This window comes from Aeromonas sp. 130281 (assembly GCF_056642115.1).
Window position 1 is genome coordinate 731,256 of record NZ_JBWVQS010000001.1, and the last position, 18,766, is coordinate 750,021.

16 protein-coding genes are annotated in these 18,766 nt (G+C 65.4%); 3 read left to right on the forward strand and 13 right to left on the reverse strand.

Features of this window, described 5'->3' with window-relative positions; all coding sequences use genetic code 11:
• Positions 1 to 77 precede the first annotated feature (77 nt).
• From AC1IN8_RS03170 to AC1IN8_RS03180, 3 genes are all read right to left on the reverse strand, one after another.
• Positions 78 to 1,907: a M3 family oligoendopeptidase gene (locus AC1IN8_RS03170; protein ID WP_479758043.1), complete on the reverse strand. Its 1,830-nt coding sequence runs from the start codon at positions 1,905 to 1,907 to the stop codon at positions 78 to 80.
• A 194-nt stretch (positions 1,908 to 2,101) separates the two neighbouring features.
• Positions 2,102 to 3,880 carry a M3 family oligoendopeptidase gene (locus AC1IN8_RS03175; RefSeq protein ID WP_479758045.1) on the reverse strand — a complete coding sequence of 593 codons (1,779 nt, stop codon included), beginning with the start codon at positions 3,878 to 3,880 and terminating at the stop codon, positions 2,102 to 2,104.
• A gap of 173 nt (positions 3,881 to 4,053) precedes the next feature.
• Positions 4,054 to 4,968, reverse strand: a complete 915-nt coding sequence (locus AC1IN8_RS03180; RefSeq protein WP_139436055.1) for a DUF808 domain-containing protein — start codon at positions 4,966 to 4,968, stop codon at positions 4,054 to 4,056.
• Positions 4,969 to 5,177: 209 nt separating this feature from the next.
• Here AC1IN8_RS03180 and AC1IN8_RS03185 point away from each other — a divergent pair, with 209 nt between their 5' ends.
• Positions 5,178 to 5,780, forward strand: a complete 603-nt coding sequence (locus tag AC1IN8_RS03185) for a DUF924 family protein (protein WP_479758046.1) — start codon at positions 5,178 to 5,180, stop codon at positions 5,778 to 5,780.
• 66 nt (positions 5,781 to 5,846) lie between these two features.
• On the opposite strand, the gene secF is transcribed toward AC1IN8_RS03185, so the two are convergent.
• The 9 genes from secF to hinT all read right to left on the reverse strand — a co-directional run bounded on the left by secF (position 5,847) and on the right by hinT (position 13,986).
• Positions 5,847 to 6,761: a protein translocase subunit SecF gene (gene secF / locus AC1IN8_RS03190; RefSeq protein WP_202045164.1), complete on the reverse strand. Its 915-nt coding sequence runs from the start codon at positions 6,759 to 6,761 to the stop codon at positions 5,847 to 5,849.
• A gap of 100 nt (positions 6,762 to 6,861) precedes the next feature.
• Positions 6,862 to 8,664, reverse strand: a complete 1,803-nt coding sequence (secD, locus tag AC1IN8_RS03195; protein WP_479758047.1) for a protein translocase subunit SecD — start codon at positions 8,662 to 8,664, stop codon at positions 6,862 to 6,864.
• 146 nt (positions 8,665 to 8,810) lie between these two features.
• Complete coding sequence (locus tag AC1IN8_RS03200; RefSeq protein WP_479758048.1) at positions 8,811 to 9,308, reverse strand: hypothetical protein; 498 nt, start codon at positions 9,306 to 9,308, stop codon at positions 8,811 to 8,813.
• Between the two features lie 68 nt (positions 9,309 to 9,376).
• Positions 9,377 to 10,237: a DUF6279 family lipoprotein gene (locus AC1IN8_RS03205; protein ID WP_139436046.1), complete on the reverse strand. Its 861-nt coding sequence runs from the start codon at positions 10,235 to 10,237 to the stop codon at positions 9,377 to 9,379.
• A 51-nt stretch (positions 10,238 to 10,288) separates the two neighbouring features.
• Positions 10,289 to 11,152: a phosphotransferase gene (locus AC1IN8_RS03210; protein ID WP_479758049.1), complete on the reverse strand. Its 864-nt coding sequence runs from the start codon at positions 11,150 to 11,152 to the stop codon at positions 10,289 to 10,291.
• Entirely contained in the window at positions 11,142 to 11,738 is a 597-nt protein-coding gene (gene lpoB, locus AC1IN8_RS03215; protein ID WP_319912968.1) for a penicillin-binding protein activator LpoB, read from the reverse strand. The genes AC1IN8_RS03210 and lpoB overlap by 11 nt, the downstream gene beginning before the upstream one ends.
• Entirely contained in the window at positions 11,738 to 12,136 is a 399-nt protein-coding gene (locus AC1IN8_RS03220) for a YcfL family putative periplasmic lipoprotein (RefSeq protein WP_247626719.1), read from the reverse strand. Before AC1IN8_RS03220 ends, lpoB begins: the two co-directional genes overlap by 1 nt.
• Positions 12,137 to 12,202: 66 nt before the next feature.
• Positions 12,203 to 13,636 (reverse strand): COG3014 family protein, encoded by a 1,434-nt coding sequence (locus AC1IN8_RS03225; RefSeq protein ID WP_479758051.1) that lies wholly within the window; start codon positions 13,634 to 13,636, stop codon positions 12,203 to 12,205.
• Entirely contained in the window at positions 13,636 to 13,986 is a 351-nt protein-coding gene (gene hinT / locus AC1IN8_RS03230) for a purine nucleoside phosphoramidase (RefSeq protein ID WP_025326574.1), read from the reverse strand. The genes AC1IN8_RS03225 and hinT overlap by 1 nt, the downstream gene beginning before the upstream one ends.
• A gap of 258 nt (positions 13,987 to 14,244) precedes the next feature.
• Here hinT and AC1IN8_RS03235 point away from each other — a divergent pair, with 258 nt between their 5' ends.
• Positions 14,245 to 16,257 carry a methyl-accepting chemotaxis protein gene (locus tag AC1IN8_RS03235; protein ID WP_479758052.1) on the forward strand — a complete coding sequence of 671 codons (2,013 nt, stop codon included), beginning with the start codon at positions 14,245 to 14,247 and terminating at the stop codon, positions 16,255 to 16,257.
• A 72-nt stretch (positions 16,258 to 16,329) separates the two neighbouring features.
• Here the strand turns inward: AC1IN8_RS03235 and AC1IN8_RS03240 are convergent, their stop codons facing one another.
• Entirely contained in the window at positions 16,330 to 17,205 is an 876-nt protein-coding gene (locus tag AC1IN8_RS03240; RefSeq protein WP_479758053.1) for a 6-carboxytetrahydropterin synthase, read from the reverse strand.
• Positions 17,206 to 17,284: 79 nt separating this feature from the next.
• On the opposite strand from AC1IN8_RS03240, the gene AC1IN8_RS03245 reads away from it, so the two are divergent.
• Positions 17,285 to 18,628 (forward strand): dihydroorotase, encoded by a 1,344-nt coding sequence (locus AC1IN8_RS03245; RefSeq protein ID WP_042649277.1) that lies wholly within the window; start codon positions 17,285 to 17,287, stop codon positions 18,626 to 18,628.
• Positions 18,629 to 18,766 lie beyond the last annotated feature (138 nt).

Consider the following 18,766-nt stretch of genomic DNA (forward strand, 5'->3'; position numbering starts at 1 on the left):
TTGGGCGCATTCGGCAGGGGAAAAGGGGCGCCAGGCCCCTGACGAGGGCAGGCGCGCTGCCCTGCCTGCTCCCGGCCTCAGCCCAGGGTCTGCTCGAAGCGATCCACCGCCGCCGCCACCAGGGTCAGGCTCCCCTGCCAGAAGGCCGCCTCGCGGATGTCCTGCCCCAGGTGTTTCGCCACCAGCGCCTCGGCGCTCATGCGGCCCGTGTCTCGCAGCAGGGCGCGATAGGCCTGTGCCACATCCTGTTCACCCGCGGCCTGACGACTCATCAGCTGCTGATAGACCCCGAGGCTGAACAGGTAGCCAAAGAGGTAGGGGTAGTTGTAAAAGCCGAAGCCCGCGATGGAGAAGTGCGCCTTGGCGGCCCAGAACATGGGGTGATAGCGGCCAAGGCTCTTCTCATACCAGCGCCCCCAGGCCTCGTCGGTGAGCGCCTTGAGCCGGGCCGAGGAGACATAGCCCTGCTCGCGCTCGGCCACCAGGGCCTGCTCGAACGCGAAGCGGGCCGGGATGTTGACCAGGAAGGTGGCGGCGCCGTCGGCTTCCGCCCAGGCGATGGCCTGGCGCTCCTCGGCGCTTCGGGCCTGCTCGAACAGGGCGCTGCGCACTAGCGTCTCGGCGAAGATGGAGGCGGTCTCGGCGAGCGTCATGGGGTAGCTGCGCTGGCTCATGGGCAAGTCCCGGATGAGCCAGTTGTGCCAGGCGTGTCCCAGCTCGTGGGCGAGCGTGATGACGTTGTCCATGGTGCCGGCATAGGTGATGAAGACCCGCGGCTCCACCGGATCGGCAAACTTGGTGCAGTAGGCCCCGGTGCGCCGGTTCGGGGTGGGAGCCGCATCAATCCAGCCGCGCTCGGCCATCATGCGGGCAAATTCCCCCATCTCGGGATCGAACCCGGTGAAGGCCAGGGCGATGATCTCGATCGCCTCCTCGAACGGGATGCTGCGGTGGCTGCTCGCCGGGGGCGGCGCGAACAGATCCTCAGGCCCCAGCTCCTCGATGCCGAGCCGCCGGGCCATCAGCCCCAGGGCCCGCTGACCCAGATGGCGCGCCTGCCAGGTCTCCTGCATCAGGGTATCCAGGGTCGCCCGCTCTATGTGGCTCTGGTGGCAGGAGAGATCCAGCGCATCCAGGGTCCGCACCCTGCCGCGCTGGCGCGAGAGCTCCAGCCGCCAGCCGTTGAGGGCGTTGAGGATGGCGGCCACCGTCTCCTGCTCCCCCTCCCAGCCGGCGCTGATGGCGTCGAAGGCCTCTTTGCGCAGGGCCCGATCCGGGCTGGAGAGCAGGTTGCTCGCCTCCGCCAGCCCCCGCTCCTGGCCGGCGACCTGTACCCGGATCTTGCCCACCAGATCGTTGTAGAGGTTGCCCCAGGCGTGCAGCCCGTCGGTGCCAAGACCGATGACCAGCTGCTCCGCCTCCACCGGCAGCCGCTGATCCTGCAGGCGGCGCTCGTGGCGCAGCCGGTATTCCTCCTCCCCGAGCAGGGAGTCCTGCATCAGCTGCTCGAACTCGGCCTCCGGCAGCCCAAGCATCAGATCTTCGATGGGGGCCAGCGTCTTGAACAGGTCCGCATTGAGGGCCCGGGCCCGGGAGGCCAGCTGCTTGGCCAGGGGATCCCGGGCGTCCTGGCTCCCCGTGCAGGCCGCCAGCACGGCGATGTTCCAGCCGATTTCGCGGATGCGGCGGGCCCGCAGCCGCACCTCTCGCAAGCCATCCCGTAGGCCATCCCGCAAGCCATCCTGCAGGGCGGCGTCCAGATCACGCAACGGCAGGCCGTCGATGAAAACCGCCAGCTCGGCGAGGCTGGCGCGGGCCAGGCTCATGTCCGCCTCCAGCACGCTGCTGTCGAGGGAGGGGTAGATGTGCTGATTTTGCCACTGCTGTGGGTAGACTCGTTGTTGCATCGAACGCTCATTGTCAGAGACGGGTCCGGCCCGTCGTGAAACAGGGGTGGCCCCAGGGCCACGCACAGGAATACCAAGGCTGGCGGCGACACCAGCCGGATCAAACGCGGCGACTACACCAGCCGCTCGAGACGCGCTACCGCCTCCTCGACAGAGCGCAGGCTCTCCTGCCAGAAGCTCAGGAGGAGTCGCGACTACACCAGCCGCTCGAGGCGCTCCACCGCCTCCTCGACAGAACGCAGGCTCTCCTGCCAGAAGGCGGGCTCGCGAATGTCGACCCCCAGGTGCTTCTCCACCAGGCTCTCGGCACTCATGCGGCCGGTGTCGGTGAGCAGCGCCCGGTAGGCCTCGACGAAGTCATCGCCCACCCGCTCCTTCTGGGCATAGAGCCCCAGGCTGAACAGGTAGCCAAACAGATAGGGGTAGTTGTAGAACCCGAACTCGGCGATGGAGAAGTGGCCCTTGCTGGCCCAGAACAGCTCGTCATATTGGCTGAGGCTGTCACCATACCACTGCTGCTTCGCGGATTTCATCATGGCCCTCAGCTGGCCCGCCCCCAGATACCCCTGGGCCCGACCTGCCACCAGCGCCCGCTCGAAGTGGAAGCGGGAGGGGATGTCGAGCAGCAGGCTCGCGACCCGCTCCCCGTCCATCCAGGCGATGGCCAGGCGCTGCTCCCGGGTCTGAGCACGGGCGAGCAGGGCGTCTCGCACCAGCACCTCGGCAAACAGGGAGGCGGTCTCGGCCAGCGTCATGGGGTAGTCACGCTGCTCCAGCGGGAGGTCTCGCAGCAGCCAGCTGTGCCAGGCGTGGCCGAGCTCGTGGGCGAGCGTGATGACGTTGTCCATGGTGCCCTCGAAGGTGAGGAAGACCCTGGGCTCGGCGGGGTCGGCATACTCGGTGCAATAGGCGCCGCTGCGCCTGTTGTCGCTCGGCGCGGCATCGATCCAGCCCCGCTGGGCCATCATGCGGGCGAAGGCCCCCATCTCGGGATCGAAGGCGGCGAAGGCATCGGCCACCAGGGTCAGCGCCTGTCCGAAGCCAAACCTGGCCTGCGCCCCGTCGGGCGGCGGGGCATAGAGATCCCAGGGGGCGAAATCCGTTATCCCCTGGGCACTTGCCATGGCTCGCAGGGCCCGCCTGCCCAGCGCCTTGTGGGCCTCGGCCTGCGCCATCAGGGTCTCCAGGGTGATGCGCTCCAGGTGCCCCTGGTGGCAGGAGAGATCCAGCGCATCGAGCAGCCGCCCCTTGCCGCGCTGGGTGGCGAGCTCGTTGCGCCAGCCGTTGATGGCGTTGAGGATGGCAGCCACCGTCTCCTGCTCGCCAGCCCAGGCGGCCTGAATGCCGTGCCAGGCGCTGGCACGCCGCGCCCTGTCCGGGTGGGAGAGCAGGTTGTCCGCCTGGGCCAGCCCCATGGGCTCCCCCGCCACCTCTGGCCTGAGTCTGGCCACCAGGCTGTCGTAGAGATCCCCCCAGGCTTGCAGGCCGTCCACCGCCAGTCCCTCGATCAGCTGCTCGCTCTCGAGGGAGAGGGCCTGATCCTGCAACCGGCGATCGTGGCGAATGAGGTAGGCCAGCTCGAACAGCTCGGGATCCTGCAGCAGGGCCCGCACCTGATCCTCGGGGGCGTTCAGCCAGAACAGGGCCACCGGCTTGACGAGCTGGGCCAGCCTCGCCTGCAACTGCTGGCCACGAGAGAGCAGCACCCGGGCGGCCTCGTCGCGGCCGTTGCGGCTGAGCCTGTTGTAGGCGAAGGTCTGGCTGTTCCAGGCTTGTCTGCGCACGGCGTTGGCCTGGCGGCGAATGGCCCGAAGCAGGTGGCGCAAGGCATTGATGTCCCGCGTCTCTGGCAGGCTGGCCAGCAGGCTGGCGATCTCGGTCAGGGCCAGGGCGGCGCGCTGGAAGTCGGCGTCGATGGCCGGGCAATCGGGGGCGGCATAGATGTGATCATCCTGCCAGAGGGTGGTGGTCATAACTGTCCTTGTCTGTTTGCGTCCATGTGGGCATCCCGCCTCTGTGGGCAGTGACCGCCAAATAGTACGAAGGGGGCCGGCCCTTGCCTAGCCCCCATTCTGGTCAACAGACAGCAGATCCGACCTGCGACGCCCCCTGTCGGCAGGGGACGATTCCTGAGCGACCGCCGCTGTTATTTCGCGGGAGTCAGCTTGCCCACCAGGGTCATGGCCAGCACCAGCAGCAGACCGGCCACCACCCCCACCAGGGCGCTCAGCAGGGTCGGCGTCACCGCGGCCAGCACGGCGCCCCCGGTCAGGGGTGCCAGGCTGGCGGCCACCCCCTCGATGAGGTGATGGGCAAAGGGCCAGCCGTGGACCAGAATGCCGCCCCCCACCATGAACATGGCGATGGTGCCGACCAGGGCCAGCAGGTGCATCAGCCGGGGCGCCGTCACCAAGAGCCCCCGGCCCACTGCCCGGCGCAGGGCGCCGGCATCCGGTTTTTGCAGCAGGTGCAGGCCGATGTCGTCGAGCTTGACGATGAGCCCCACCAGGCCGTAGACCCCCACCGTCATCAGCAGGGCAATGCCCGCCACCACGGCAATCTGCAGGCCGAGGCTCGAGCCCTGCACTGTGCCGAGGGCGATGACGATGATCTCGGCGGAGAGGATGAAGTCGGTGCGAATGGCCCCCTTTATCTTCTGCTGCTCGAAGGCCTCCAGATCGTCCGGGATCGCCTGCGCCGACGAGGCCGTCTCGCCGCTGTCGTGGGGCAGGAACTTGTGGGCCAGCTTCTCGGCCCCCTCGAAGCAGAGGTAGGCGCCCCCCAGCATCAGCAAGGGGGTGATGAGCCAGGGGATCAGGGCGCTGATGGCGATGGCTGCGGGCACCAGGATCAGCTTGTTGCGAAACGAGCCCTTGGCCACCTTCCACACCACGGGCAGCTCCCGCTCGGCCCGCACCCCGGAGACCTGCTCCGCATTGAGGGCGAGATCGTCCCCCAGCACACCGGCGGTCTTCTTGGCCGCCATCTTGGTCATTAGGGCCACGTCATCGAGCACGCTGGCAATATCGTCAAGCAGGGCCAACAGACTGGTTCCGGCCATATCAGGTATTCCTTATATCAGTGGGAAACATCTCCCCAGGCAGCACAGCGTTCTTCCCAGGTGGTCTGGCGACGACCTTGCTCATCTGGGGTTCCGCATTTCAGGCAAAAGATGGCACAGTGTAGCGAGAAGCCGCCCTTTCGGCAGCCCCCCATGACAGGGTCAACCGGCCTTGTTTCACCTGAAGGCCCCAGGCCCAAGGAGTACCCATGCAACCCTGGCAACCCCTGCTCGATTTCTGGTTTGGCGACGACTCAGGCGACGCTCCCCGCGCCGCCCGGCAAGCCCCCCTCTGGTGGGGCAAGAGCAGCGAGACGGACGCGCTGCTGGCACACCGCTTTGGCGAGCTGGCACAGGCCGCCGCCGAGGGGGAGCTCGCCCCCTGGGCCGAGGTGCCGGTGGGCAGGCTGGCGCTGATCCTGCTGCTGGACCAGCTGCCGCGCAACCTTCATCGTGGCACACCCGCGGCCTTTGCCCAGGATGCCAAGGCCCGGGATCTCTGCCTCAGGGGCCTCTCCCTTGGCGCGGACAAGGCCCTCTCCCCGCTGGCGCGGGTCTTCTTCTACCTGCCGCTGGAGCATGCGGAGTCCCGGGAGCAGCAGGCCAGAAGCGTGGCCCTGTTCGAGGCGCTGGCGGCCGAGCAGGTGGACGGCCAGGCGCGCGAGACCTTCGAGGGATTCGCCGACTTCGCCCGCCGCCATCAGGTGATCGTTCAGCGCTTTGGCCGCTTCCCCCACCGCAACGCCGTTCTGGGGCGCACCAGCACCCCGGAGGAGGCCGAGTTCTTGCGCCAACCGGGCTCCGGCTTCTGAGCCGTGCCGCATAACGCGCATAAAAAAACGGGCCCTCGGGCCCGTTTTGCATGCAGGGTGACGGGGTCATGCCGCCTCCGCCAGCGCCTCCTCTTTCTTCTGGTAGGCCTGGGGGGAGAGCCCCAGCAGCTCCTGCACGGTCGAGGCGACCGTGATGGAGGAGATGGTGCCCACCAGGATGCCGGCGAACAGGGTGAAGGAGAAGCCGAACAGGGCGTCGCCGCCGAACAGCAGCAGGGCCCCCACGGTGAACAATGTGGTGCCCGAGGTGATCATGGTGCGGCTGAAGGTGGCCTTGATGGCCACGTCGGAGCAGTCGTGGATCCCCATCTGGGTGCGCGAGCCGAGCAGGTCACGCAGCCGGTCCGAGATGACGATGCTGTCGTTGAGGGAGTAGCCGATCACCGCCATCAGACCGGCGATGACGTTGAGGTCGAACTCGATGTTGAACAGCGCCAGCAGCCCCAGGGCCACCAGACCGTCGTGCAGCACAGACACCAGGATGCCGATGGCCTGGCGCCACTCGAAGCGCACCGCCAGGTAGGCGGAGATGGCCAGCGACGCCACCAGCACCGCCAGCATCCCCTGCTGGAACAGCTCGGCGCCCACCTGGGGGCCCACTATGGTGGTGCGCAGCAGCTCCACCGGCAGGGCGAGTTGCTGCCCCAGCATGGTCGCGAGATCCTCCGCCGCCCAGGGCAACTCGTGGGGAGGCAGCTTGATGAGCCACTCGCCGGGCACGCCGGCGCCGTGCAGCTCCACGGCCCCCGCCAGGGGGGCGCTCAGCAGGGCGTTGAGCTCGTGGGCCTCCTTCAGGGTCTGGATGCGAAACTCCAGCAGTATGCCGCCGGTGAAGTCGAGCCCGAGGGAGAGCCCGTTGATGGCGAGCACGGCGATGCTCGCCACCGTCAGCAGCACCGAGGCCCACATCCCGATGTAACGCCAGCGGGTCAGGCCCATGGCAATGATCATTCTCAGCATTCTTCTTCCCTCGACAGTTGGTGCTGGCTTCCCGCAAGGAAGCAAGTGGCGCGGAGCAGGCTCGAACGCGCGGTGTTATGACACAGGTGGTCAGTCATGGTCATACCCTCAGCAGCTTGGCGCGGCTGTTGCCCCACAAGGGGTTGATGATGGCGCGGGTGCCCCAGATGCCGGTCACCATGCTGGAGATGAGCCCCAGGATCAGGGTGATGGAGAAGCCCTGCAGCGGCCCTGAGCCGATGGCATAGAGCACCATGGCGCAGATGAGGGTGGTGATGTTGGCATCGAAGATGGTGCGAAACGCCGAGCGATAGCCAAAGTCGATGGCGTTCGCCAAGGAGCCCCCCTCCCGCAGCCTGTCCTTGATCCGCTCGAAGATGAGCACATGGGTATCCACCGCCATGCCCACGGTCAGCACCAGGCCGGCGATCCCGGGCAGGGTCAGCACGGCCCCCGGCAGCACCGCCAACATCCCCACCTGCATCAGCAGGTTGCCGATGAGCGCCGTGATGGCGACCCAGCCGAACTTGCGATACCAGGCCATCATGAACAGCATCATGCCCGCCATGCCGAACGCCAGGGCGGTGAAGCCCGCCTCTATGTTCTGCAAGCCCAGGGTCGGGCCTATGCTGCGCTCCTCCAGGATCTTGAGCGGTGCCGTGAGGGCGCCGGCCCGCAGCAGCATGGCCAGCTCCTGGGCCTCCGGCAGGCTGCCAATCCCGGTGATGCGGAACTGGTTGCCAAGGGCGGTCTGTATGGTGGCGACGTTGATCACCTCGCTTCGGGCCCGAAGCCGGCCCTCGGCGTTGGTCTTGTACTCGGTGAAGACGGTGGCCATGGGCTTGCCCACGTGCTGGCGGCTGAACTGGTTCATCTTGCTGCCGCCCAGGGTGTCGAGCACTATGTTGACCTGGGGCTGACCCATCTCCCCCATGTTGGCGCGGGCATCGACGATGTGCTCGCCGCTCAGCACCGGCTTGCGGGCCAGACCGACCGCCTGGCCGCTGCGATCCGCCATGAAGAAGCGGCTGTCGGCCTTGGCCTCGTAGAAGGCCAGGGACGCGGTGGCACCTATCACCTCTTTCGCCTGCTTGGGGTTGTGCACCCCGGGCAGCTCGATGCGGATGCCGTCCTGGCCCTGACGCTGGACCGAGGCCTCGACGATGCCGAGCTCGTTGATCCGCTTTTTGAGGATCGACAGGTTCTGGGTCACGGCGTTGTTCACCAACAGGGTGCGCTCTGCGTCGCTCAGCACCAGCTTGAGCTCATTGCCGGAGCGGGAGAGCTTCCACTGATCCTGACGGGTGCCGGCGCTCTCCTTGATGATATTGAGCCAGCCCTCCTGCCCGTCGACGTCCGGCAGGGTGATGGCCAGGGCCCCCTGGGCGGTGCGCATCACGCTGGCGCCGCGCAGGTTGGCCTCACGGAAGCGGGTGCGCAGGGTGTCCACCAGGTTCTTGGTCTGGTTGTCGATGACAAAGTCCACGTCGACCCCGATCAGCAGCTGGGAGCCGCCGCGCAAGTCCAGCCCGAGCTTGATGGGATCGGCGCCGAGCCGGCTTATCCAGGTCGGGGCATTGGAGTGAAACTCCAGGGTGAGGGCGGCGCTGTCCACCCCCTGCTGCTCCAGCAACTGCTTGGCCCGCTGCTGCTCGGCCTGGGTGGCGAACACCAGCTCGACCCGCTCCTTCTGCTCGATCTGCAGCTGGGGGGCTATCTGGTGCTCCTGCAGCAGGCGCTGCTGCGCCCCGCTCAGGCGGCTCTGGCCATGGAGGCCCAGGGAGGGTTGCTCACCGAAGAAGGTGGGCAGGGAGTAGAAGGTGAAGGTGAGCAGCATCAGCAGCAACAGGGCGTACTGCCACAGGCTCATGCGGTTCAATATGGTATGACTCTTTTTTCTCATGAAATCGGCCTCTGTCAGGCGATGGCAAGGGCGACACAGGGTCGCACCGTGCAAAAAAATGAAACAAGACAGCCTAGCCGTTCACTAAAAGTGAACAGCAACAGAGAGAAGATGAGGCAACAGCAGGCAGACTGACCCCATCGGGGTCAGGCGAGGAAGCTCTGGGAGAAGCGGTATTGCAGGTGCCGGCGCTGCAGGCGGCGCCGGTGGATGCTGGCGAAGTGATCGCGAAAGCTCGTCCTCGGGTAGAAGAGGGCGGCGTAGAGCAGCAGGCCGCACAGCAGCAACAGTATCGCCTGCTGGGCCCAGCTCATGACCAGCTCGTAGACCACGCTGCCAGGCTGATGATCCCGGCTCAGGGAGTGCTCGAGGCGCAGCAGGTGACTCTGGTGGGAGCCGATGAACTTGACGACACCGTCGTCGCTGTCGCTGGCGCCGTGCTGGATCCGGGCGCCGTCGGCGGAGTCCGCGGCCTCCCCCATCAGCTGGGCGGCGAGCTGGGAAGCGGGAACCTTGAGCCCCTCCACCGAAACGGTAGAGAGCAGCAGAGTGAGCGCGATGAGCAGGGTCATCGCCGCCAGTTTCACTTTGTCCAGCAGGCTCAAAAAGTTAATTCCCGAATAATAGAAAGGGTAAATTACCATAGTACCCCCACAAGGACAAGGGCGGCAGGCCATGACGCCTGCCGCCCTTGCCGCGCGGATCCTGTCAATCAGCGGCTGCGGGTCATGGCCTCGAAGTCCTCGGCATAGTCCTTGAGCAGGGTGTAGAGGTGGGCGCGCTGGGAGAGATCCATCGACTGGCTGAGGGCGCTGAGCCACTGTATGGTGCGCTGCCGTGACTGGTCGGTGTAACCGGTGAAGCGGCCATCCATCAGGCCGTCTCCCTGTTGCAGCAGGCGGGTCAGCTCCCTGCCGAAGTCCGGGCTCTGGCGCTGCTTCATCAGCCGCTCCAGCTCCTTGGTCCAGGCCTCCTGGAACTCCAGCCAGGGGGGCATCATCTCGTATTGCCACTCGGCCCACTGGGCGATGAGCGGCTCCTGGGCCGGCTTCACCTTGCCAATCCAGAACACCAGCCGCTCGTTCATCTTCTCCCGAAACTCCTTGAGCATCTGCGCCTTGGGTTCGGTGGCGAAATCATGCTTGCGCTCCTGCTGGCGCTTCACCCGGTCGGTCATGAAGCGCGCCACCTGGGCATCGGTCAGGGTGCTGGCGAGGCGCACGGTGCGGGGAATGGCGTTCTCCAGGGTGCGGGTCAGGCTGGCCTGGGTGCGATCCAGGTGCAGGGTGACCTGGGCCGGGGTCATGGGGCTGGCCACCGCCCTGGCCAGGGCATCGAGATCCCGGGCATAGATGGGTAGCTCGTGCTGGCGATGCCAGGCCATGAGCCCCTTCACCTCCCTGTCCAGCAGGGTCTTCTGGCTGCGGTCCAGGGAGAAGTAGTCGTCCAGTTGCCAGACGATGGCCGAGTCGAGCCAGTAGTAGATCACCCGGGTCGCGCAGCCGGTCAGCAGCAGGCAGAGCAGCAGCAGGCTCCAGCTGCGGGGTTGACGCCATGAGAATCTGGTCACCATGCATGCCTCCAAGTCGTAGAAAATAAGCGTCGCGCTGGCCCTTGCCCGGACTCACTCCAGGCGCTGGCGGTTGGTGTCTATGAGGGCCTGATAGTCGGGCCCGGGTTGCTGCTCCGCCATCAGCAACGCCCACAACAGGCCGATGTAATCGACCCAGGGCAGGAAGGCATCGGCCTGGAATCCCTTGCCATTGAGCAGCTTATGAGCGCCTCCCCTGCCTTCAAGATAGCAGCTCTCCAACTGGCACCGCAGCTCTTCGCTCCAGCCATGGGTGCGCTGTATGCTGGCCAGCTCGAAGCCGGGATGGCCGGCGGCCCCGTACTCCCAGTCGATGACCCAGGGTCTGTGGCCCAACAAGTTAGCCGGATTGAGATCGTGATGGCAAGGGAGCCAGCAGTCGTCCGGCTCCCGGCTCGCAAGCAGGGCCCGCTCCAGCGCCGGCAACCAGTCCGGGATCCGGGCAAGACGGGCACGATAGCCGGCGCTGTGGGCCCGCACCGCCATCACCACCCGGGGCAGCGGCAGGCGATGCAGCCGCGCCAGCACCTCCGCCATCAAGGGCGGTTGCTCGGCGAGGGGCGGCGCCTGCTCGGCCCAGTTCGGCTCGTCGCACCACGCCAGCAGCATCAGGCCGGTGGCGGGATCGCCGTGATGGCAGGGCAAGGCCAGCCCCTGCCCCACGGCCCCCTGATAGAGCTGCCACTCGGTGGCCCTGTCGATGCCGAGCCGGACCGGATCCGGGTGGCCGCGGCGCAGGAAGCCGCTCTGCCCCGAGGGCAGGTGCAGCCGGTAGTTGCCGTTGGTCAGGCCGCTCGCCAGTGGCTCAAGGCGCCCCTGGTTCCAGGGGGCCGGCAGGCTGGCGAGCAGGGTCAGCTCCGCCAGATCCCCCTGCTGCCGGATCGCCTCACCAGCCAAAGGTGGAGGTCTTCGCCTGCTTGCGGATCTCTTTCTGATCGGCCCACAGCAGCTCGCCATTCTCCAGATCCATCAGGTTCATGGTCATCTGGTAGTAGACGTCCTTCACCTTGCCGTTGTCCTTGACGATGCTGGCCAGGTTGCCATAGACCATGTAGCGGGCGCCGGTCTGCTTGCCAAGGCGCACCATGGAGGCGGGATCCACCATGCCGCTGCTCTGCTGGTACTCGAGCTGCTGCTTGACCGCGCTCACCTTGCTCATGTCCACGAAGCGGAACTTGCCGGCGCGCAGCAGCTTGGTGCGGATGGTGTCTGTGATGGCCTCGGTGTCGATGTGCTCCGAGGTCTTGTTGCGGATGGAGTCCATGAACATCACGGGACGGCCCCCTGCGGTGATCTCGCCCGTGACCGGTGAGGCCAGCATGGAGTCCGCCATCTTGTCGGCGATGGCCTGCAAGTCGGAGGAGCCGTAATCCACTGTCACCGTCTCTGTCTCGGTCGCGTCGCCATAGCTGACGGTGGTGCTGGAGCAGCCCCCCAGCAGCAGGGCAGAAGTCAGGATCAGCAGGGCATGGTTCATTCTCATCAGTTCGATTCCTCAATCACTTCGCGTACGTAAATCCGGTAGCCCCGGGCGGCCGGGCTCGGCGCCAGGGCGGACAGGGTGCGGGTCTGGTAGCCGTGCAGCTTGATGGGGGTCCAGCCGCGGCCATCGCTGGCCACCTCCTGCCCGGCGTCATCATACCAATAGAACAGGTATTGCAGCTTGTTGTCGCCGCGCTGGGTGCTGGCGGCGGCCACGTTGACCTGCAGCAGGCCGTTTTGCTGACGGCGGCTCAGCTCGGTCAGGGTGACATTGACGTTCTGGTGCTGCTCGGCCACCGCCGCCGCCCCGGGCGCGCCATAGAGCGCCACCCCCGAGGTGTTGGTGGCGCAGCCCGCCAGCAGCAGTACCAGCCCGAGGGCCAAGCCATATGCTTTCATCTTGCTCTCCTTGCCGGCGGCCGATGGGCCGAGCCGGTCAGTGTGTGATCTTGCCCAAACGGACACTCATAGGGGCATCACCCGGGTGCTCAGTCCTGCGCCGAGGCGCTGCACCCAGACTAGCGTGGTACGGCCGGCGTGTACTGTGAGGGGCAGGGTGCGCATGGCGCTGCCCGCCCCCAGCCGGAGTTGCACCTCCCCGGCCGGGACCATTACCTGCCAGCTCGATGCCTCGGCGGGCAGGGTCAGCCAACTGCGGGTATCGGCCCGCTCCGAGAGGGTGTTGAAGATCCCCACCAGTATGTTGCCCACATCTCCCCCCTCCTTGGCGGCGGAGCGTCTGAGCTGCTCCTTGGCCACCAGCCGCAGCGCCTGGCGGGTCAGCATGCCGGGCAGCCGCTCCTGCAGATCCTTGGCCGCCAGCGCCTCGAGTCGCACCAGCGAGCTGGTCCGCCCGGCCTGTTTGCCCGCCGACACCGTCAGCGGGCCGGTATCGCTGGCCCTGTTGTCGTAATAGGGTACCGCCACGGTGAAGGTACGAAAATCGCCGCTGGAGGTGGAAATCGGCAGGGGCAGGAAGATCTCCCGCCGCGCCGGGATCAGGCCATCTTCAAACAGCACCACCAGCTGGCCCTGATCCTTGAGCAGCGGCGGCGCCTTGCGGCCCACCCTTTTCTCTGTCTCCTTGAGCTCATCCACGGAGCCGCGAAGCCGGGCCAGACGCAGCAAGGCATCCTGCAGGCTCTGGTTGTCCGGCGCTATCTGGTAGCCGCGCTGATAGTCCACCCAGGCATCGTTGAGATCCCCGGCCGCCTCGTAGAGCACGCCGGAGAAATAGAAGGTGTAGGCGTTCTGGAAACCGTTTTTCACCTGACCTATCAGGCGATCGAGCTCGGGCGCGCCGCGCGACATCAGCTGGCGCATCTCCCCCTCTGCTACGGTATCAGCCTCGGTCTCTTCGCTCTCTTCCTTGGCCTTGCGCACCTCGTCGGCCCGCGCCTTGAGCGCCCGCTCCTGCACCTGGTTGGCGCGGCGCACCTCCACTAGGGCACCTTCGGCATCCCCCCGTTGCAGGTAGTTCAGCGCCAGATAGTGGTGCAGCATGGTGCGCTCGTAGTCCGGCGCCCGGTAGGCCATGGTCTGATCGTTGGTGAGCAGGCTGCCCGCCTGATCGAGGCCGTGACTCAGGCGATACTGGGCCTGATTGTCTTCCCAGGCGAGCCGGCTGTCGGCGGCGGCAAAGCCCTGCTTGCTGACCCCGTCCTGACCCGCCAGCCAGGCGATGCGCCCTCTCTCCAGCTGATCCAGCACATAGGTGTCGTCCCCCGGGGTCGATTCCCGCACCTTCGGCAGGGCCTCGGCGGCATGACCCAGCAGCAGCTGGTTGCGCAGGGGCACCATCTGATCGGAATAGGAGACGAAGAGATCTTGCCAGCGGGAGGCGCAGCCTCCCAGCAGCAGACCGGCCAACAGCAGGCCGGTCAATGAGGCGGGACGCATCACAGGCTGAGCAGGGGTCCCAGCGGCTGGCCACCCACCAGGTGCAGGTGGATGTGGTAGACCTCCTGCCCGCCGTGGCGGTTGCAGTTCATGATGAGGCGATAGCCGTCCTCGGCGATCCCGGCATCCGCCGCCAGCTTGCGGGCCACGGTGAACATGCGGCCGAGCGCCAGCTCGTGATCCGCTTCCACGTCGTTGACCGTGGGGATCAGCACGTTGGGCACGATCAGAATGTGGGTCTTGGCCTTGGGCTGGATGTCCCGGAACGCGGTCACCAGATCGTCTTGATAAAGGATGTCGGCGGGGATCTCCTTGCGGATGATTTTGCTGAAAATGGTTTCTTGCGCCATGGGTAACTCCTTTATATGAAAAAGAAAATTCAATGCAAAACTCAAGCGACTCCCAAAAATGTCGCCACAGCCCGCCAAGTGTGACACAAGCCGACATTTGACACAGCCGTTGTCCCAATCACTTCAGTTATTGTGAAGAATACCGATAGTGAGGATGACGTCCCGAGTACCCCAGCGGCATTCCCCGTGAGGGCATGCAGGGTACCAAAGGGACGGGGTACTCAGGCAAGGGACTTTTGCATAGACAGCGGGACAATAATGAAACAAACAATGTCAGACCTCTCGATCTTACAGAGAGTCTATCTGGGCTTTGCCATCCTGGTCGCCGTCATGGTCGCCAGCGCGGTACTGACCTTTCGCGGCCAGAGCGAACTCAGCGATGCCCTGGACCAGGTAACACAAGAGTCCATGCCGCTGGTGATCGCCAGCAGCCAGACCCAGATCAGCCTGCTCAGCGCCAACAAGTGGCTCACCGACGTGCTGACCGAGCAGGATCCCAAGCAACTGCCGGCGGAAGTGGCCGAGCTGCAGCAGGCCAAGGGCCAGGTCGACAAGATGCTGACGACCCTCAGGCAGCAGGTGGCGGCACACCCCGAATTGCAGGGGGAGATGACAGCCCTCGACAAGCTGGTGGCTGACTACCTGCAGCTGACCCAGACCCTGCCCACCGAGCACGAGGCCCTGCTCACCCGGCTGCACAAGGTCAACCAGGCCAAGGGCCAGTTCCAGGTCAGCCTGCCCCAGTTCAAGAAGAACCTCGGCGACATGATGGTCACCGTCGACGACAGCTTCATCAAGATGCTCTCCGAGACCCTGACCACCAAGCTCTCCGCCATCGAGCTCTCCACCATGGATGCCCTCAACCAGAGCATCCCCGCCCCCATCGAAGCGGCGCTCAAGCGCAACAAGATGCAGATCGAGGGCTTCAACAGCACCATCAAGGATCTCCAGGGGGAGCTCAAGGATTTCGACAACAACATGGGCCACTACGTCCATGGCTTCGTGCGCGACACCACCGCCAATGAGGGGGTGCTCGCCCAGTACCTGGCGCTGATGAAGCAGCAACAGACCATGCGCGAGCAGAGCAAGCAGGCGAGCCAGCTCATCGTCAGCATCCAGAACAAGCTGGAGGGGATCACCGCCCAGAGCCAGCAGTTGATGAACGCCAGCATCAGGGCCTCCGATCGGGTGCAGACCCAGAGCACCCTGACCCAGGGGATCAGCATAGTCATCGCCATCTTCGTCGCCATCCTGGTGGCCTTCACCCTCGGCAAGGCCATCCGCCGCCCCCTGAAAGAGCTGCTGCGGGTACTGACCGAGGTGACCCAGGGTGACATGACCCAGCGGGTCGGCTTCAAGAGTCAGAACGAGTTCGGCCAGCTCGCCAGCCAGATCAACCTGCTGATCCAGCAGATGGGAGACGTGCTCAGGCAGCTCTCCCAGGCCTCGACCCAGCTCAACAGCGCCGCCCACGACAACCGCCACACCACAGAATCGGTGCGGGCAGATCTGGAGAAACAGCGTCAGGAGACCGCCTCGGTCGCCGCCGCCATGACCCAGATGGAGGCCTCGGTGCGGGAGGTGGCCCAGGCCGCCAACCAGACCCTGGAGCGGGTGCAGGACGTGGAGAAGGCCTCCGAGATGGGGCGCAAGGTGATGGCTGGCAACATCACCACCACCCACCAGCTGGCGGGCAAGCTGCAGCAGACCGGCAAGGTGATCGGCGACGTGAGCGCCATGAGCGGCCAGATTGGCAACATCCTCGACGTCATCCGCGGCATCGCCGAACAGACCAACCTGCTGGCCCTCAACGCCGCCATCGAGGCGGCCCGGGCCGGTGAGCAGGGCCGCGGCTTTGCGGTGGTGGCGGACGAGGTGCGCAACCTGGCTGGCCGTACCGCCCAGTCCACCAGCGAGATCCAGACCATGATAGAGAACCTGCAGCAGGGGGTCGCCCGGGCGGTCAACGTGATGCAGGAGTGCTCTCGCGAGATGGACAGCTGCGTGGATCAGAGCTCCCAGGCCAACAACGCCATGGAGGAGGTGCAGGGCATCGTCGTGCTCATCAGCGACATGTCGAGCCAGATAGCCTCCGCCGCCGAGCAGCAGCAGGCCACCAGCGCCGACATCGCCACCAACCTCAACCGCATCTCCGACATCTCGGATCTCAACTATCAGGGCATAGAGCGGGTCGCCGAGACCAGCCAGCAGCTCGACAACCTGGCCGAGCAGCAGGAGGGGCTGGTGCAGCGCTTCCGGCTCAGTGCATGACGCCCCGAGCCATGTGAAACGACGAGGCCCCGCAGATGCGGGGCCTCGTTTTTATGGCGGCTTGCAGGAAGATCAGGCGTAGGCGATGGCGCCCTTGCCGACCCCTTCATAGGCGACAATCTTGACGAACTTCTCCCCCACCTGCTTCTTCACTTCGCGGGCGATATAGTGAGCCAGCAGCTCTATGGTGGTGTCCGTGTCGATCATCTCCACCTCGGCGGCCGGCATGGCGAGCTGGAACAGCCCTTGCGGCGCCACGTACTTGAAGCCCAGGTGGTGTTCCCCCAGATGGGCCTTGGCCAGCTCGCTCAACGCCAGCTCGGAGAGGGCCACCTTGTCCTCCTGGGTGCCGAGGTAGATGTCGGCCCAGCGCTCGGCCCAGTTCAGCTCCAGCTCCTCGTCGCGCGCCCCGTCCACCTCGATCTCCACCGGAGAGCGATGACCGTGGGCGATCCGCTGGCAGTTGCCGTCGTGCTTCTTGAGGCCATGGCTGTAGTGGTAGAAGGCGCCCTCTATCTTCTCCTGGCGCAGGGTCAGGGAGAGATCCTTGATGTTGCCGGGCAGGCGCTTGGCCAGCACCGCCAGCAGATAGCGGGTCACCGACTCCTTGTCCACCTGGGGGGCGGGTATGAAGGCAAAGCCCTGGGTCGGGCAGCGCAGGTGGATGGAGCGCCCAGGGCGCAGCAGATCCACCGTGCACTCGTCGCCGTCCAGAGCGTGGACATGGACCAGGGGACTCTCGGCCGGCACCAGCAGCTTGTGATCCACCTCTTCATCGATGATCGACTTGACGAGCTTCTTCACCCGGCCGAAATCCAGCAGCATGCTCATCTCGTTGAGCTCGCCGCTCATCTCGATGTCCACCAGCCAGCTCTCCCCTACCATGCCGCGACGCTCGCACAGATAGCTAGAATCGATCACAGTCAAATCTCTAACAAATAACTTCATTACTCAGGCCTTGCTACAGAGAAAGTGCAGTTTGCGATATTATGACCCCGGATTATCGGCAAAGGAACTGGAACCCCCCATGAACAAATTGCTTATCAAGAATGCCACCCTGGTCAACGAAGGCCGCATCTATGCTTCCGACGTCTTGATCGAGGGTGAGCGGATCGCCCGCATCGCCCCGGACATCAGCGCCCCCGATGCCGTGGTGATCGATGCCGCAGGCCGTCACCTCATCCCCGGGATGATCGATGATCAGGTCCATTTCCGGGAGCCTGGCCTGACCCACAAGGGGACCATCGCCAGTGAATCCCGGGCCGCCGTCGCCGGTGGCACCACCAGTTTCATGGAAATGCCCAACGTCAATCCCCAGACCACCACCATCGACGCCCTCGAAGCCAAATACCAGATAGCCGCCAACTCCGCCGCCGCCAACTACAGCTTCTACCTGGGTGCCACCAACGACAACCTGGAAGAGATCAAGAAGCTCGATCCCAAGCAGTCCTGCGGCATCAAGATCTTCATGGGGGCCTCCACCGGCAACATGCTGGTAGACAACCAGGAGACCCTGGCGGCCATCTTCCGCGAGAGCCCGGTGATGATAGTCACCCACTGCGAGGACACCCCCAGCATCAAGGTGCTGGAAGACGAGGCCCGCGCCAAGTGGGGCGAGGATGTGCCGATGCGCGAGCACGGCCGCATCCGCAGCGCCGACGCCTGCTACAAATCCTCCAGCATGGCGGTCTCCCTGGCCAAGCAGTACGGCGCCAAGCTGCACGTGCTGCACCTGACCACGGCCAAGGAGCTGTCGCTCTTCACCGCCACCCCGGATCTGAAGGATCTCAAGGACAAGAACATCACCGCCGAGGTGTGCGTCCATCATCTGTTCTTCAACGAGGCGGACTACGACACCCTGGGCAGCCAGATCAAGTGCAACCCGGCGGTGAAGAGCGCCGCCGACCAGCACGCCCTGCTGGATGCGGTGCGCAACGACGTGCTCGACATCATCGCCACCGACCACGCCCCCCACACCTGGGAAGAGAAGCAGAACAGCTACTTCAAGGCGCCGTCCGGCGTGCCCCTGGTGCAACACTCCCTGCAGGCGCTGCTGGAGCTCTATCACAACGGCGTCTTCTCGCTGGAAACCATCGTCAAGAAGACCTCCCACGCGGTGGCCGAGCGCTTCCAGGTGCAGGATCGCGGCTACATCCGCGAGGGCTACTTCGCGGATCTGGTGCTGCTGGATCTCGGCAAGCCCTATGTGGTCAACGACAGCAACCTGCTCTACCTGTGCGGCTGGTCCCCCTTCAACGGCTACCGCTTCCAGAGCACCATCGAAATGACCCTGGTGAACGGCCAGATCGCCTGGCAAAACGGTCAGGTCACCGATCAGGTACTGGGCAAGCGACTGACCTTCAACCGCTGATCCCGTCATCGCTGATACCAGACGGCCGCCCCTCAGGGCGGCCGTTTTTCATGCAAGGCGTCGGCTAAGTGCTGACAAAATGCGCGGCTGGTCGCACTTTGATCCGAAGTTGCTCGCAAAGCAGGCAAACGATCTCGG

Excerpts from the sequence above, each read along its gene's own strand:
- AC1IN8_RS03170 (WP_479758043.1), bottom strand. The coding sequence starts at position 1,907 with ATGCAACAACGAGTCTACCCACAGCAGTGGCAAAATCAGCACATCTAC.
- AC1IN8_RS03175 (WP_479758045.1), bottom strand. The coding sequence starts at position 3,880 with ATGACCACCACCCTCTGGCAGGATGATCACATCTATGCCGCCCCCGAT.
- AC1IN8_RS03180 (WP_139436055.1), bottom strand. The coding sequence starts at position 4,968 with ATGGCCGGAACCAGTCTGTTGGCCCTGCTTGACGATATTGCCAGCGTG.
- AC1IN8_RS03185 (WP_479758046.1), top strand. The coding sequence starts at position 5,178 with ATGCAACCCTGGCAACCCCTGCTCGATTTCTGGTTTGGCGACGACTCA.
- secF (WP_202045164.1), bottom strand. The coding sequence starts at position 6,761 with ATGCTGAGAATGATCATTGCCATGGGCCTGACCCGCTGGCGTTACATC.
- secD (WP_479758047.1), bottom strand. The coding sequence starts at position 8,664 with ATGAGAAAAAAGAGTCATACCATATTGAACCGCATGAGCCTGTGGCAG.
- AC1IN8_RS03200 (WP_479758048.1), bottom strand. The coding sequence starts at position 9,308 with ATGGTAATTTACCCTTTCTATTATTCGGGAATTAACTTTTTGAGCCTG.
- AC1IN8_RS03205 (WP_139436046.1), bottom strand. The coding sequence starts at position 10,237 with ATGGTGACCAGATTCTCATGGCGTCAACCCCGCAGCTGGAGCCTGCTG.
- lpoB (WP_319912968.1), bottom strand. The coding sequence starts at position 11,738 with ATGAGAATGAACCATGCCCTGCTGATCCTGACTTCTGCCCTGCTGCTG.
- AC1IN8_RS03220 (WP_247626719.1), bottom strand. The coding sequence starts at position 12,136 with ATGAAAGCATATGGCTTGGCCCTCGGGCTGGTACTGCTGCTGGCGGGC.
- AC1IN8_RS03225 (WP_479758051.1), bottom strand. The coding sequence starts at position 13,636 with ATGCGTCCCGCCTCATTGACCGGCCTGCTGTTGGCCGGTCTGCTGCTG.
- hinT (WP_025326574.1), bottom strand. The coding sequence starts at position 13,986 with ATGGCGCAAGAAACCATTTTCAGCAAAATCATCCGCAAGGAGATCCCC.
- AC1IN8_RS03235 (WP_479758052.1), top strand. The coding sequence starts at position 14,245 with ATGAAACAAACAATGTCAGACCTCTCGATCTTACAGAGAGTCTATCTG.
- AC1IN8_RS03240 (WP_479758053.1), bottom strand. The coding sequence starts at position 17,205 with ATGAAGTTATTTGTTAGAGATTTGACTGTGATCGATTCTAGCTATCTG.
- AC1IN8_RS03245 (WP_042649277.1), top strand. The coding sequence starts at position 17,285 with ATGAACAAATTGCTTATCAAGAATGCCACCCTGGTCAACGAAGGCCGC.